Annotated in this window: 17 protein-coding genes; 6 read left to right on the top strand and 11 right to left on the bottom strand. The window is 38.0% G+C overall.

Annotated features, from left to right (window positions below; translation table 11 throughout):
- Positions 1–12: 12 nt before the first annotated feature.
- Both ACJJVW_RS06045 and ACJJVW_RS06040 read right to left on the bottom strand, forming a co-directional pair.
- Positions 13–726: a geranylgeranylglyceryl/heptaprenylglyceryl phosphate synthase gene (locus ACJJVW_RS06045; protein WP_405251051.1), complete on the bottom strand. Its 714-nt coding sequence runs from the start codon at positions 724–726 to the stop codon at positions 13–15.
- A 99-nt stretch (positions 727–825) separates the two neighbouring features.
- On the bottom strand, positions 826–1449 hold the full coding sequence (locus ACJJVW_RS06040) for a 4'-phosphopantetheinyl transferase family protein (RefSeq protein WP_405251050.1): 624 nt from the start codon (positions 1447–1449) through the stop codon (positions 826–828).
- A gap of 71 nt (positions 1450–1520) precedes the next feature.
- On the opposite strand from ACJJVW_RS06040, the gene ahcY reads away from it, so the two are divergent.
- Entirely contained in the window at positions 1521–2837 is a 1317-nt protein-coding gene (ahcY, locus tag ACJJVW_RS06035; RefSeq protein WP_108877283.1) for an adenosylhomocysteinase, read from the top strand.
- Between the two features lie 114 nt (positions 2838–2951).
- Here the strand turns inward: ahcY and ACJJVW_RS06030 are convergent, their stop codons facing one another.
- The gene (locus ACJJVW_RS06030) at positions 2952–3830 is read right to left on the bottom strand and encodes a hypothetical protein (protein WP_405251048.1); all 879 of its coding nucleotides are present in this window, start codon (positions 3828–3830) and stop codon (positions 2952–2954) included.
- A gap of 50 nt (positions 3831–3880) precedes the next feature.
- On the opposite strand from ACJJVW_RS06030, the gene ACJJVW_RS06025 reads away from it, so the two are divergent.
- Positions 3881–4225, top strand: a complete 345-nt coding sequence (locus ACJJVW_RS06025) for a TM2 domain-containing protein (protein WP_298323777.1) — start codon at positions 3881–3883, stop codon at positions 4223–4225.
- Between the two features lie 95 nt (positions 4226–4320).
- Here ACJJVW_RS06025 and ACJJVW_RS06020 read toward each other — a convergent pair whose 3' ends face one another.
- Positions 4321–4791: an Lrp/AsnC ligand binding domain-containing protein gene (locus ACJJVW_RS06020; RefSeq protein WP_013750864.1), complete on the bottom strand. Its 471-nt coding sequence runs from the start codon at positions 4789–4791 to the stop codon at positions 4321–4323.
- A 72-nt stretch (positions 4792–4863) separates the two neighbouring features.
- Positions 4864–6234 (bottom strand): saccharopine dehydrogenase family protein, encoded by a 1371-nt coding sequence (locus ACJJVW_RS06015; RefSeq protein ID WP_405251047.1) that lies wholly within the window; start codon positions 6232–6234, stop codon positions 4864–4866.
- A 90-nt stretch (positions 6235–6324) separates the two neighbouring features.
- Here ACJJVW_RS06015 and ACJJVW_RS06010 point away from each other — a divergent pair, with 90 nt between their 5' ends.
- Both ACJJVW_RS06010 and pckA read left to right on the top strand, forming a co-directional pair.
- Complete coding sequence (locus ACJJVW_RS06010; protein ID WP_298323783.1) at positions 6325–6705, top strand: DUF423 domain-containing protein; 381 nt, start codon at positions 6325–6327, stop codon at positions 6703–6705.
- Positions 6706–6779: 74 nt separating this feature from the next.
- Positions 6780–8393, top strand: coding sequence for a phosphoenolpyruvate carboxykinase (ATP) (gene pckA / locus ACJJVW_RS06005; protein ID WP_405251045.1), 1614 nt, complete (start codon positions 6780–6782; stop codon positions 8391–8393).
- Between the two features lie 140 nt (positions 8394–8533).
- Here the strand turns inward: pckA and ACJJVW_RS06000 are convergent, their stop codons facing one another.
- The 5 genes from ACJJVW_RS06000 to ACJJVW_RS05980 form a co-directional block, all read right to left on the bottom strand.
- Positions 8534–9418: a DMT family transporter gene (locus ACJJVW_RS06000; RefSeq protein WP_405251044.1), complete on the bottom strand. Its 885-nt coding sequence runs from the start codon at positions 9416–9418 to the stop codon at positions 8534–8536.
- Between the two features lie 82 nt (positions 9419–9500).
- Positions 9501–10067, bottom strand: a complete 567-nt coding sequence (gldD, locus tag ACJJVW_RS05995; protein ID WP_013750870.1) for a gliding motility lipoprotein GldD — start codon at positions 10065–10067, stop codon at positions 9501–9503.
- Positions 10064–11386: a gliding motility-associated protein GldE gene (locus ACJJVW_RS05990; RefSeq protein ID WP_405251043.1), complete on the bottom strand. Its 1323-nt coding sequence runs from the start codon at positions 11384–11386 to the stop codon at positions 10064–10066. The genes gldD and ACJJVW_RS05990 overlap by 4 nt, the downstream gene beginning before the upstream one ends.
- Before the next feature lie 21 nt (positions 11387–11407).
- Positions 11408–11887 carry a single-stranded DNA-binding protein gene (locus tag ACJJVW_RS05985; protein ID WP_405251042.1) on the bottom strand — a complete coding sequence of 160 codons (480 nt, stop codon included), beginning with the start codon at positions 11885–11887 and terminating at the stop codon, positions 11408–11410.
- A gap of 209 nt (positions 11888–12096) precedes the next feature.
- Positions 12097–12498, bottom strand: coding sequence for a DUF3244 domain-containing protein (locus ACJJVW_RS05980; protein ID WP_298323793.1), 402 nt, complete (start codon positions 12496–12498; stop codon positions 12097–12099).
- A 213-nt stretch (positions 12499–12711) separates the two neighbouring features.
- On the opposite strand from ACJJVW_RS05980, the gene ACJJVW_RS05975 reads away from it, so the two are divergent.
- Positions 12712–13584, top strand: a complete 873-nt coding sequence (locus ACJJVW_RS05975; RefSeq protein ID WP_405251041.1) for an AraC family transcriptional regulator — start codon at positions 12712–12714, stop codon at positions 13582–13584.
- A 4-nt stretch (positions 13585–13588) separates the two neighbouring features.
- Here the strand turns inward: ACJJVW_RS05975 and mutY are convergent, their stop codons facing one another.
- Positions 13589–14644, bottom strand: a complete 1056-nt coding sequence (gene mutY / locus ACJJVW_RS05970) for an A/G-specific adenine glycosylase (protein WP_405251040.1) — start codon at positions 14642–14644, stop codon at positions 13589–13591.
- 128 nt (positions 14645–14772) lie between these two features.
- Here mutY and ACJJVW_RS05965 point away from each other — a divergent pair, with 128 nt between their 5' ends.
- On the top strand, positions 14773–15063 hold the full coding sequence (locus tag ACJJVW_RS05965; protein ID WP_013750876.1) for an HU family DNA-binding protein: 291 nt from the start codon (positions 14773–14775) through the stop codon (positions 15061–15063).
- The last annotated feature ends 92 nt before the right edge of the window (positions 15064–15155 follow it).

Here is a 15155-nt window from a genome sequence, read left to right as displayed (position 1 = left end):
TTTAATATTCAATTAGCAGTCATTCCATGAGTTCTCTTCAAAAGCTGTGCCTATAACGACCATTGTTGCGCCAGCTTCATAGGCTTGCTCCATTTGAGTTGAATTTCTAATGCCTCCACCCGCGATTACCGGAATGGTGAGTGTATCACAAACGGCTTTGATAATTGAAGGTTGTACTGCGGTTTTTGCGCCACTTCCTGCTTCTAGATAGACACATTTTTTACCTAAATATTGTCCTGCAAGTGCTGTGTCTACTATGCGTTCTGTGTCATCTTGCGACATTGGGCTCGTCTGGCTCACACGTTGTACGGCAGTTACAGAGCCGCCGTCTATGAGTAAGTATCCAGTGGGGATTACTTCAAGCTCACTTTGTTGTACTGCTCTCGCAGCTTTCGTTTGCTGGCCTATTAAAAATTCGGGATTATCACCAGATAGTAATGATAAAAATAATATTGCGTCTGCATCTGGAGTAACCTGATTGTAATTTCCAGGAAACAGAATAATTGGTAATGCTGTTTCGGCTTTTAGAAGTTGGACCACAGTTGCTGTTTTACGTGCTGGATCTGTACTTCCGCCTATAAAAATGTGAGTTGTAGTAGCGGGTATTTTTTTCAAGTAAGCTTTCGCGAAAGCGGAATCCAATTCAAACTTATCTGGATCTATGAGAATTGCGAGTAATTTACCGCCTTCTTCTTTTTTATGTATGATTTGGGAATATATAGTCACCACACGAAGGTAGGAATTGCAGTACAAAGAATGCTATTCATTATTAATAACCGTAGACACAGGTAAATCCCTCAATCCCGATAGCTATCGGGACCAAAGTTAAAATCCATATACACAGGTAAATCCTTCAAACTCCATAAAGGTGAGGTTATAGGTGGAGACTGCACCTTCATAATTTACCGTGGCTGTAGTCTTAGCATCGTCAAAATCAAAATCTGTAACGTCTATATGCTTTAAGAAACTCAGACCTTCTTGTGAGTAGAGCTTGTAAAGTGATTCTTTTGCTCCCCATACAATGGTGAGTTTTCGCATGCGAGCATCTGCATTAGTAAGTGTGTAATATTCTTCTATAGGTGTAAATTTGTGAGCAATGCGCAAGATTTTGTCGCGTTGCTTTTCTATATCGATACCTACAGGTTGATCACTTACAATGATAGCAGTAAAGGTGTAGCTGTGTGTGATAGAAATATGCTTCCCATCATGAAGATGAGGTTTTCCATTCTTGTCGTAATATAAATCGAAATCTGTATATCCAGCTTCGGCTAGAAGATGGCGTATACTCATGAAGCCTCTTTGATGAAGCTCAGACTTCATTCCTTGTAGTCTATTCTGGCAATGATTTGTGAGTTTTATATTTCGCGAAAGCGTAGTAATATCTTCTTCAATCTTCCAAATATAGACTGTTGTACTCGAGCTAACTGTTATCGTTTTGTAAAGAGGCATCGATTAAAAGGTTTTCTGTAAGGTATTGCGTAAATTTGCCACTGCTAAGAAATAAGCTAAATATACAAATTATGAGCACAAAGACAGTACCGTACGTACCGTACAAAGTAAAAGATATTTCCCTAGCGGGCTGGGGACGCAAAGAGATCGAACTTGCAGAGGCAGAGATGCCTGGGCTTATGTCTCTACGTGAAGAGTATGGAGATGAGCAGCCGCTTAAAGGTGCTCGTATCGCAGGATGTCTGCATATGACAATACAGACAGCTGTATTAATTGAAACATTAAAAGCACTAGGAGCAGAGGTAACTTGGTCTTCTTGTAATATATTTTCTACTCAAGATCAGGCTGCTGCAGCAATCGCAGATGCTGGAATACCAGTATATGCTTGGAAGGGGATGAATGAAGAAGAATTTGACTGGTGTATCGAGCAAACACTTTTCTTTGGAGAAGATCGTAAGCCATTAAACATGATTCTTGATGATGGAGGTGATCTTACAAACATGGTATTAGATCGTTACCCAGAACTTGCAAAAGATATTAAAGGTCTTTCTGAAGAAACTACGACTGGTGTACACCGTCTTTACGAGCGTGTAAAGAAAGGAACATTACCTATGCCAGCAATAAACGTAAATGATTCTGTAACTAAGTCTAAGTTTGACAATAAGTACGGATGTCGTGAGAGTGCGGTAGATGCTATACGTCGTGCTACAGATACTATGCTTGCTGGAAAGCGTGTAGTAGTATGTGGATACGGAGATGTAGGTAAAGGAACAGCAGCTTCTTTTAAAGGTGCAGGTTCTATTGTTACAGTAACAGAAATTGATCCTATCTGTGCGCTTCAAGCTGCAATGGACGGATTTGAAGTAAAGAAACTTAACTCTGTGGTAGGTAACGCAGATATCGTGATTACTACTACTGGAAACAAGGACATCATACGCCCAGAGCACTTTGAGGCAATGAAGGATAAGGTGATTGTATGTAACATAGGTCACTTTGATAATGAGATCGACATGGGCTGGTTAAACAGCACACACGGAGCAACTAAAGATGAAATCAAGCCACAAGTAGATAAGTATACTATAGATGGTAAAGATATTATCGTTCTTGCAGAAGGTCGTCTTGTAAACTTAGGTTGTGCAACAGGTCACCCTAGTTTTGTAATGAGTAACTCATTTACAAACCAGACACTAGCACAAATCGAACTTTGGAAGAACAGTGCAAACTATAACAACGAAGTATATATGCTTCCTAAGCACCTTGATGAGAAAGTAGCAGCGTTGCACTTATCACGTCTAGGCGTAGAGCTAGAAACTCTTTCTACAGAGCAAGCAGATTACATCGGTGTGACAGTAGAAGGGCCATTTAAGCCTGAGTACTACAGATACTAGGCGAGAGTCGCACAGACATAAAACTATTTTCGCTTTCGCGAAAATATTAAATAGAAAAACCCACGTTTATAGCGTGGGTTTTTTTGTGGTTAATTATAATGAGTACTAGCTTTTTTACTGCTTCACTAAGGTAAGCTCTGCTTTCTCACCCGTTTTAAGGCTCGTTCTTGTAGTGATTAAACTCATGCCGTCTTGTATTTCTACCTTAACGGTATTAGGCGCCGAGGTCCCTTCTGTAAGGGCTTCTACGCGCACTACTGTTGTTTTCTTGGTAATAGTGATTGGTATTTGCTTTTTAGCTTTTTCTATTGAGTAATCTTCTAGTATGAGTACATCATCCACATAAAGGTTTATGCGGTCATCATCTACTTTACCAGAGTCATAAATAGAAATCACGATATTCTTAGTTTTAGTAAAAACGTTGAGGTTTTCGTTTTTTCTTACGATACTCATGGTAAGCGTATCTACAGAACGCTTTGCCGAAATCCTATCTTTTAATTCTTGACTTACCTTTTTAGATTTCTGAATCTTCTTGTCCAATTTGGCAATTCTAGCTTGCGCCTCTTCTGTGGCAGACATGATGAGCATTCCATCTAGGCATGAGCTCTTATCTGGGTAGAGGCCTTTAAAATCACCGCTAAAAGCTTTGTTGTTTTCAAGTTTTCTCATTTTGCCTTCAAAGTTTATGAGGCACATATCTACCTCACCTAGTGGAGACTTTGTGTAGACAATATCATATTCGGCAAAGGAGAATATTTTGTTTTCACTATCATAAATTCCTTTAATATTAGACTTAGTTTCATGCTTGCCGCCTAGATCAGCCATAGAGTACCCTTGTACTCTACCATCTACTTCTTTAAAGGCGAGTTTGTAAGAAATAAAAGCCGAGTCATTAAGTTTTATAACGCCCATATATTCATAAGCAGTAAGTTGGCCGTAAGCAGTTGCTCCGAACAAGAAATATGCAAAAAAGAGAATTCTTCGTAAGTACATAGCTGTTTTTTAGGTAATTTAGTTAGGTCTAATAAAAACAAAACCAAACTATGAGACTCAAAATTACACTATTATTTGCGTTTGTGATGCTTGCCGTTACAAATACCTATGCTGGATTTCCAGTACAGAGAACAGCAGTTGCTGCTGTAAACGGAGTTACACTTACTGAAGATGATCAGGCAGAAGTACTTACTTCTCCAGCAGCAGTAGAGGCAGACCGCCAGCTAGTTGCTATTTTATTATGGTTATTTTTAGGAGGTTTTGCAGCTCACAGATGGTATTTAGGAAGCCCAATAGGGTGGAACATCTTATTTATCCTTACACTAGGAGGTCTAGGAGTATGGTGGATTATCGATGGAATAGATATCCTTACTGGAAACTATCCTGGACTATAATTCAAGATTTTTATAATGGAAAAACCTCTCCAAGTGAGAGGTTTTTTTATGCGTAAATATTAGTGAATGTTACGCTTTCGCGAAAGCGTAAAAAGTTAGATTTTAATCTGTCTGTCTATTTGTTGATCAAGCGAGATAAAGGTTTCAGTGCGTGATACACCGTCTATCGCTTGAATCTTTTTATTGAGTAAATTCATCAAGTCCTCGTTATTTTTACAGAGAATTTTGATAAGTACAGACCAGTTTCCAGTAGTGTAATGACACTCTATCACCTCGGGAATATCTTTAAGTTGTCGTACTGCTCTTGCATTATTTGCAGCTCTATCAAGATATACTCCTATAAATGCTTGTGTGCGATAGCCTAGCACTTTTGGGTCTATGATAAACTTAGAGCCAGCTATAAGTCCAGACTTCTCTAGCTTGCGTAAACGCTGGTGTATGGCAGCTCCAGAAATGCCCACTTTACGAGCAATTTCAAGAATAGGCTTACGAGCATCTTCCATAAGTTGGCGCAAGATTATCTTATCTATACCATCTATTATAAGTTCGTCTTTTACAATTTTCATCTCAAGAAGGTTCTATATTGAAACTACAAGATACATAAATAGTTATAAACTGTAATTCAATTTTTAAAAAGGTTATCCTCCTACGATATCTGGATTATAACCTAGATAGTCAACCTCGTATTCTTTAAAGGTGATGCCATACTCTTCCAGTTCTTTGAGAATAGGTTCATATACTTCTTTTTTGATGGGTAGTTGTACTCCAGGTGTGGTGATTTCGCCGTTAAGAATGCGTAAGGTAGCCATAGCTACTGGCAAACCTACCGTTCTTGCCATTGCTGTTTCTATTTGATCCTCTCCTATGTTTACCATGGTTGCATCAATCTGCTTGCGCTTACCGTCAAGCTCATAGCCAAATTTATGATACATGACAATCATGTCCTTGTCCTTAGCATCTAGCGTCCACTTATCTTCTAGGATGCGTTGTAATGCTTGAGCAGGAGTTGCTTTTTTAAGCCCTAGTTTTTTAGTTTTATTGAAGATGTCTAGTTCTAATAATTTGTCCCAGAGTAAATCATCTTGATCAATCTTTAGGTAGTGACGCAGTTTTAACTCTACAGAATCTGTAGGGGAGTAGGGTAGAAATAAATTCACATAATCACGGTAGCTCATATGCTCCGTTTTTTCTAGTTGATAACTATCGTCTGTCATACCTAGAAGTACAAACATTTGCCAAGCTCTAGAAAAACCAACTCTGCGTATGGTGCCACGATACAATGTAGGGATGTCATCAAGACCATATACAGAGCGATACTTAAGGGAATTGCGATTTGCATATCCTTCAAAACGACCGTGACCTTCTATCTGTAAAAACTCTGTGCGCCTAAATAATCGTTGATACGGAATATATTTATAAGTCCCTTCCTGTATAAACTCGGCTGCGCCACCTTGACCTGCAAGTACCACGTTACGAGGGTTCCAAGTAAATTTATAATTCCAAAGATTGGTGTCGCTTTCTGGAGCAACGAGACCACCTGTAAAAGATTCAAACAGGATCATCTTTCCTCCTTTATCGCGTATACGGTCTATTACCTGCATGGCACTCATGTGATCTATACCTGGGTCTAGGCCTATTTCATTCATAAATACAAGACCTTTTTCTCTTACTGCGCTATCAAGCGCTTCCATCTCATCAGAAATATAAGAAGCGGTTACCATAGACTTTTCAAAAGTGACACAGTCTCTAGCAACCTCAATATGAAAACGAGCAGGAAGCATAGAGATTACTATAGTTGCTGCTTTAATAGCCTGCTCACGTTCTTCCTTGTTAAATACATCAAGGCTTATTGCCGTAGCATTTATATGGTTATTGATGAGTTTTTGAGCATTGTCTATAGAGATGTCCCCCACAGTGATGTGTAAATCTTCGGTGTCAGATTTAGAAAGTAGGTAGTTTACGAGTTGGCTCGTGGATTTTCCAGCGCCTATTACGAGAATCTTTCGCATGGGTAGTTAGTTTTGTAATTTTGTATGAGAGTTCAAATTGAATTCTGCTGGTCTAAAGTACGGTTTTGGGCCACATCTTAAACAAATAGCATGGATAAAAAATTAAGAGTGACAGGTGGGATTTTTGGTCTTACCGCAGTTATTATAGGAGCTTTTGGTGCGCATGGCCTGGAGAAAGTGCTTGATGCATCAGCGATTGCGACTTTTGAGACGGGTGTAAAGTATCAAATGTATCATGCCTTATTGTTGTTGCTTATTCCAGTTTTCGCTTTAAGCGAAAAAACAAAAAAAACAGTATGGGTGCTGCTGTTGCTAGGGATTTTATTCTTTTCGGGTTCTATATATGGGCTGGCAACCAATGAATTAACATCTTTTGATTTTACTAAAATCGCTCTGATTACCCCAATAGGTGGGACTTTGCTCATTGTTAGTTGGCTTTTGATAGTTATACATTTCATAAAATCCAAATAAAACAGCGAAAACGTTATAGTGCTGAGCAAAGTCTTACTACTTTTGTGATCTAAAACAACACAAAACTCATTGTTATGGTCGCAGATAGCTTAGCTTCGAAGACACTTTCATTAGAAAAATTAGGCATCAAAAATGCCAAAATCAACTACCAACTCTCCCCTGAGAAACTACACGAAATAAGCGTAGAAAATGATATGGGAACTACTGCGTCCTCTGGCGCACTAGCAGTAAACACTGGTACTTTTACAGGACGATCACCTTTAGATCGCTTTATCGTAAAAGATGCTAAAACAGAAGATAAAGTCTGGTGGGGTAACATTAACCTTCCATTTGGCGAAGAGGCTTTTGCAAAATTAAAAGCAAAAGTAGCCAACTATCTTTCTGAAAAAGAAATCTACGTACGAGACAGTTATGCTTGTGCAGATGAGAATTACAGACTAAATATACGAGTGATAAACGAGTATCCTTGGTCTAACATGTTTGCTTATAACATGTTTCTTCGCCCTACGGTTGAAGAACTTAAAACATTTGATCCAGAGTGGACTATTCTTAACGCTCCAGGATTTCTAGCAGATCCAGAAGTAGATGGTACTCGCCAGAGCAACTTTGCAATTCTTTCATTTACAGAAAAAACAATCATTATAGGTGGAACTGGTTATACTGGTGAGATCAAGAAAGGAATTTTCTCTGCATTAAACTTCATCCTTCCTGTTGAGAAGGAAACATTACCTATGCACTGTAGTGCAAACGTAGGAGATAATGGAGAAACTGCAATTTTCTTTGGACTTTCTGGTACTGGAAAAACAACACTTTCGGCAGATCCAGAGCGTAAGCTTATAGGAGATGATGAGCACGGATGGACTAAGGAAAACACCATCTTCAATTTTGAAGGAGGTTGCTATGCAAAGGTGATTAACCTATCTAAGGAAAATGAGCCAGATATCTTTAATGCCATCAAGCCAGGAGCAATACTAGAGAATGTAATTCTAGATGACAATGGTAATGTCGCTTTTGAAGATACTTCTATTACACAAAATACGCGTGTGAGTTACCCTATTAACCACATTGATAATATACAAGAGCCTTCTGTAGGGAATAATCCTAAAAATATCTTCTTCTTAACAGCAGATGCTTTTGGAGTACTGCCTCCTATCTCAAAATTAACGCCAGGTCAAGCTGCATATCACTTTATAAGTGGGTATACGGCAAAGGTTGCTGGGACAGAGGCAGGAGTTACAGAGCCACAACCGTCATTTTCGGCGTGTTTTGGAGCTCCATTTATGCCATTACACCCTACTAAATATGCAGAGATGCTTAGTGAGAAGATGAAGGCATCTGGAGTAAATGTATGGCTTATTAACACTGGGTGGACTGGCGGACCTTACGGAGTAGGATCACGTATGAAACTTAAGTATACACGTGCTATGATTAAGGCAGCGATGAATGGAGAGTTACTACAGGAGACTTCTCACGATCACTACCACATACACTCTGTTTTTGGACTAGCACAGCCACGCACATGTCCAGGAGTACCTACAGAGGTATTATCTCCTAGAGCAACTTGGAATAACGATGAAGGATACTATGCAACTGCAAATAAGCTTGCGAGATCTTTTAAAGATAACTTCAAGAAGTTTGAAGAGTATGCAAGTGAAGAAATAATGAATGGACAACCCCCACTAGGGTAGTTGAAAAGATAGTTTAGTTGATAAAAGCGATTTGCAGTAATGTAAGTCGCTTTTTTTTGTGCGCTTTCGCGAAAGTTAGCTAGTAATTTTTATGAGCATTTTAAAGCTAGAGGCCTTTATTTCAATAGAATCAGATTTAATTAGGTATTTCTTTTCCCTGTATTCCCTATATAAACACCAGTAAGAATAATAAGCGTAGCAATAACCTGAAGACTTGTAAACGCTTCTCCATCTAGTAATCCCCAAGTCACAGAAATAATAGGCATTAAGTAGGTTACAGAGGAGGCAAACACTGGATTGCTTATTTGTACTAGCTTGTTAAACATCACTTTTGCAATGGCAGTCCCAAAAATTGAAAGTAGTACAATGTAACCAATGGATAGTTGTATTGTGGTATCTGTGGTTAAAGGAAGGTCAAAAAAATCTGAGTAAAAAAGTATGATAAGTGCAGGAATGATTAAGAAAACAAAATTTCCTGCGGCAATAGCTAGTGCGCTTACATCTTGAAGGTGACGTTTTATGATGTTTACATTGAGCGCATAGAGCGATGATGCTATGATTACTAGCGAAGCGTACCAGTAGTTTTGTTCTTCATTTATTTGAGCACCTATGTAAATAAGAGCGCCGGCGCCTATAAGTCCTAAAAGAACACCTATAAACTGCTGTTTAATAAATTTAGCACCAAATATTAGTATCCCAAAAACGAAAGCAAGTAGTGGTACACTAGAATTTAAAATTCCTACTACGGCGCTATCAATCTCGGTTTCGGCAAAGGCGAAAAGGAATACAGGGATACCGGTTCCTAGCAACGCAGAAACTCCTATCCATTTCCAAGCTAATTTATTTATGCTTTTCAAACTTTTCCATCCAAATAGTAACAGAACAAATGCGGAGAATAAGATTCGTAAAGCTCCTAGTTGTAGTGGTTCTAGACCTACTAGCCCCTTTTTAATAAGGATAAACGAACTTCCCCAAATAATGGATAGTACGACAAGGTATATCCATTTGAGTGAATTATTTGGCATTGCTTGAATTTAGAAATGCAAAGTTCGGTAATAACTTATTAGGAATATGAGAAGTTTTCGCGAAAGCGAACCCCGAAAAAAGCTACTGTTGTTCTCTCCACTTAATGCTTTCCATCAAGTGCCTAATATCGTTTTTAAGATACATAGCCGCAGGATAAATGCTGTCGTAGTTAGGTTTTGTGTTGAAGTAGATAGAACCGGTAAGGAAGTGTGTGGTGCTATCTGTGATGTAAAATTGGGACTGGGAAGCCGCATCTCCTTTAATGTCATAAAACATTCCGTATGCACCTTGCTCTTGGTTTACATACTTCTCTTCTATAATGTCGTCAGCTTTGCGCACGTGCTCGTATGTGAGTTTTTGTGCATCATTGAGTAACGCATTAATATTATTATTTACCGCTCTATAGGTTAGGAATACACTTCCGTTAAGCGATGGGTAATCAATAACAGCAGAGCAATTATCTTTATAGCGCACTTTGCCTAGTGAGTTGAGGTCAAAATTATAATCACAATCTGATGTGGTAAAAGAATATGACGGTCTGGGGTATGATAAACTGAGCTGTCCTTTAGGCTTAGGTAATGTGTCGCCACCGCATGATGCGAGCATTATAGCTGCAAGAAATGATGTTATGAAAGCTGTAAATCTCAAGATTTTATAGTGAATTTAATCTGTTTAATACGTTTCTTATCTATCGCCTCTACCGTAAACGTGTAGTCTTGATATATTATTACCTCATTTTTACGAGGGAAGCCTCCAGAGACTTCTAGCACAAAACCTGCAATAGTCTCTGCCTCACCTTTTTTATTTTCAAAAATAGTAGTTTCTTCAAGCTTTATGATTCGGTAGAAATCTTTGAGAGATGTTTTTCCGTCAAAAATCCAATTGTGCTCATCAAGTTTAGAATAGATGATATTTTCATCATCAAACTCGTCTGCAATGTCTCCTACAATTTCTTCTATAATATCTTCTAGAGAGATCAAACCACTTGTGCCACCATACTCATCTACTACAATAGCGAGGTGATTTTTCTTTTCCTTAAACTCTGCGAGAAGGTCATCTAGTTTCTTGTTTTCTGGCACAAAATAAGGATCGCGTATAAGCTTTGCCCAGTCAAATTCTTTCTCGTTGAGATGAGGTAGTAAGTCCTTTACATAGAGGATTCCCACGATGGTGTCAATGCTCTCAGAAAAGACTGGAATACGAGAAAAGCCGTTTTCTGTAATCTGCTTTAAAATATAGTTGTAATCATCCTCTTTATTAAGTGCAAATACGTCCATACGAGGGCGCATCACTTGCTTGGTGTCTGTGTTACCAAAGGAAACAATACCCTTTAAAATTTTTTGCTCCTCTTTTGTGGTGTCCTCTTCACTTGTAAGTTCCAGCGCTTGCGAGAGCTGATCTACATTAAAACTAGTTTTTTGTTCTCCTAATTTTCTTTGTATCCATAAGGTAGCAGCACGCATAGGGCTGCTAAGTGGTGTGAAAATTACATCGAGTACGCGCAGCGGATATGCTACAAGTGCCGCAAATTTCTTGTTATTACGGTTTGCATAAATCTTAGGAAGGATTTCTCCAAAAAGTAAGATCAAAAAAGTAATAAGTACCACTTCTAGTAAAAAGCGTAAAGGGATTCCTAGAATCTCTGCTGTAATATTTGCAAATATTACTTCGCCTAGACTGGCAAAGAGCAGTACAATCGCAATATTTATGGCATTATTTGCAACAAGAATAGTTGCAAGAAGTTTTTTAGGCTTTGTGAGTAGCCTCTTTACTACCATCATTTTTCTATCTGCAACTTGCTCTTCTGTTTCTAGAAGATCACTAGGTGATAGGGAGAAAAAAGCAACCTCGGCGCCACTTATAAGTGCGGAGCACATGAGTAAAACTATAAGTGCCACAATGCTTATGATAGTGGTAGGGTCTATAGTTAAGAGAAGAATAAATAAGGGTTCGGGATCGGGGTCCAAAAGTTTTATCGTTTAGTTAAATTAAAATGGCAAATCATCTACATCACTAGTATCTGTAGAGGGCTGTGCCGGTTGTGTTGGCTGGTTAGGGTTGAAAGGTTGTGCTTGAGGACGTGTTGCTTGTGCAGGTTGTCCACCTCCTTGTGACTGCCCTTGATTTTCACCTTTAGGAGTAAGAAAAGTAAACTCTTGGCACTGGATCTCTGTAGAGTATCTATCCATTCCTTTATCATCTGTCCACTTACGCGTTTTAAGACGTCCTTCTACATATACTTTGTCACCTTTTTTGAGGTACTTCTCGCAAATTTCGGCAGCCTTGTTGCGCACTACAATGTTGTGCCACTCTGTATTGCTCACTCGCTCGCCAGTGGTACGGTTTACATATTCTTCATTAGTCGCCAGCGGAAAACGTCCTATACAATTACCACCTTCAAAGTAGTTCATCTTTACATCATCTCCCGTGTGACCTATTAAGATCACTTTATTGATTGTTCCTGCCATAATTTCAAATGTAGTAAATATTGCAATGCAAGTGTGTTATGCTTTCGCGAAAATATGCTCTCATACATCATTATCTACAAATATTAAAGGCGTTCTTTTTTTGAGATTAAGGGGTTGTTGCAAGAAATAAATGAACAAAAAAATCCCTAGACGAACTACCATCTAGGGATAACTAAGCATACTAATTGTTTACTGCAAGCAAACAGATATTATAGTATTTCAAACTCTTTACTAAAGCTCTTTTTTTCATTTTCAATTTGGATAGTGTAGTATCCTTTGTAAGCCCCTTCAAAATTGAATGTTTTACTTACAGAAGCTTCTCCGTCAATCTCTTTTGAGTAAACGATACGATTAAGACCATCTCTCACTTCGAGCTTGATAGTTTGTAATTCTGGATTAGAAAAACTCACATATACCATGTCTGTTCCTTCTGTAAAAACATCTTTGTCTATTGCGTTAGACGCTTTTTTGATTTTATCACCTGGATTTGAAGTCTCAATTAAAAGCTCAGGTTGTACGTCATAATGTGTCATCTCACTAGTAGCTGCAAATGTTGTGATAGCAGTAAATAATAAAAATGCAATTGCTGAAAATTTTAGTGTCTGTTTCATAACTGTTGATTTAAGTAATTGATTAATTATTTATTATGGTACAAACATACGGTGGTTATTAAGGGATCACCACTGCTAATTGTGCAGAAATATGTTCATTTTTAACCTACAGTATGGTTAATAGGGGTGTATGTGTTAATTTAGAACACATTTAAGGTAAATTAATGTAGTTTTCATTTTATAGTCATTTATAAATTTGTAAAAAAAAAGGTCATGCTTCTGCATAAACCCACTTTTGAATCTATTACTCCAGATTTTGGAAACTCATTTACGTATCAACGATTTGATGAGCATCATATTAATGATAACAGTCTGTGGCATTATCACCCAGAGATTGAGCTAGTTTATGTAAACGGTGGTACAGGAAGACGACAGGTGGGAAGTAACTTGTCTTATTATACATGGGGTACACTCATTCTTGTAGGTAGTAATTTACCTCATTGTGGTTTTACAGATGAACTCACGGGTAATAAGAGTGAGACCGTTATACATATGAAAGCAGATTACTTGGGCGATACATTCTTTAACCTTCCGGAAACAGCGGCAATAAAAAGGTTATTACAAGTAGCACAACGTGGGATTGTATTTTCTGGTGAGACCAAAAGTAGAGTAGGAGCAATGATGGAATCTATGGAGCATCAGTCAGATTTTAATCGTCTCATGACTCAAATAACTGTTTTAAATGAGCTGGCAACTACAAAAGAGTTTAGAATACTTAATGCAGATGGATTCTCATTGCTCTCTGATGTAAAAGATAATAACCGTATTAATGAGGTCTTTAATTATGTAAAAACACATTTTAAAGAGGAGATACCTCTAGAGGAAATGGCTAGCATAACAAACTTGACCATTCCATCATTTTGTCGCTATTTTAAAAAAATCACTCATAAAACATTTACGCAGTTTGTAAATGAGTACCGACTCGTCCATGCATCTAGATTGCTTGCAGAGCAACCCATGAGTATTACCCAAGTGTGCTATGAGAGCGGTTTTAATAATTTCTCCCACTTTAATAAAAAATTTAAAGCCTTTACAGGTCAGAATCCTTCAGATTATAGAAAGGAGCTTAAGACTGTTTTAGAGTAACGAACTATTGAGGTAAAAACTCTTCTAAAAATCTACCTATCAATATAGGTACAGGAAAATCTCTTATAGTTGCTAAGGGTGTTCCTTTTGCACCAGTGGCTGTTACATCAACCACCCAGAAGGTAGTATGGAGGTGCTGGTGAGATAATTTATGAACGATTGGTTTCTCATTAAATCTTGCCACCTCTGTAATGTTCATTTCTTGAGCATGCTTTGAGGTTGTAACGCTTTCGCGAAAGCGGGATTCTTCACCATCAGTAAGCGCGGCATCAAGTTCAATTACTGGGAACTCATAGAGTCCTTGCCAGATCCCCTTGCCGGTACGTTGATTTAAAAATGTTTTCCCTTCTTTATCTCTAAAGACAAGATAGTTGAGGTAGCGATTACGCACTTTAGTCTTTTTAAGCTTTACAGGAAGTTCAGAAACTTTGTTCTTTTGTAATGCTACGCACTTGTCATTATATATGCAATGTAGGCAGTATGGATTTTGAGGTTTGCATTGTATCGCGCCAAACTCCATAATAGCTTGATTAAAATCTGCTGGGCGTTTTACATCTATGAGTTCTTGGGCTAGTGCTTTAAACTCTTTAATCCCGGGCGTACTATTTATAGGAGTATCTATACCATATACCCTTGAGAGGACTCTATATACATTACCATCTACCACCGCAGTAGGCTCGTTAAAGCTTATGCTTGCAATGGCACTTGCCGTATAATCACCTACTCCTTTTAACTTTTTAATTTCTTCATAGGTGTTTGGAAAGACTCCGCCATACTCATTTACAATAATTTGAGCAGATGCGTGGAGGTTTCTACCACGGGAATAATAGCCTAATCCTTGCCAAAGTTTAAGTACTTCCTCTTCGGTTGCATTTGCAAGATCTTGTACTGTAGGAAATGACTTTGTAAAAGCCAAATAATAGGGTAATCCTTGCGCTACTCTCGTCTGTTGAAGAATAATTTCTGAGAGCCAAATCTTATAAGGGTCCTTAGTGTTGCGCCATGGCATATCGCGTTTGTGTTCTAAGTACCAGGCAATGAGTTTGTTAGAAAATGACAATGTAAAATAGGGTTTTACACAAAGCTAGATGTTATGTATCTATTTTTTAAAAGATTATGTTTGATTCTTTGTTATTATAATCCCTATATTTGCAGTCTTGAATTTTTAACCCCTAAATATTTGACATTATGACTAAAGCTGATATCGTAGCTAAAGTTTCTGAGAAACTAGGTATCGAAAAAAATGACGTGCAAGCAACTATTGAATCTTTCATGGAAGAAGTAAAAACTTCTTTAGAAGGTGGAGATAACGTGTACTTAAGAGGATTCGGTAGCTTTATTATCAAAACCAGAGCGGAAAAAACAGGTAGAAATATTTCAAAAAATACGACTATCAAAATACCAGCACATAATATTCCAGCGTTCAAGCCTGCTAAAGTTTTTGTAGAAGGTGTAAAAACGAACGTTAGTGTAGACTAATAAGTAATTAAAAACTATCATTTTTATGCCAAGCGGTAAAAAAAGAAAAAGACACAAGGTAGCGACTCACAAACGTAAGAAAAGACGTAGAG

Source organism: Dokdonia sp. Asnod3-C12, assembly GCF_045063975.1.
Lineage (GTDB): Bacteria > Bacteroidota > Bacteroidia > Flavobacteriales > Flavobacteriaceae > Dokdonia.
The sequence above is the reverse complement of the archived record's forward strand: the minus strand, read 5'-3'. Positions and strand labels throughout refer to the sequence as shown.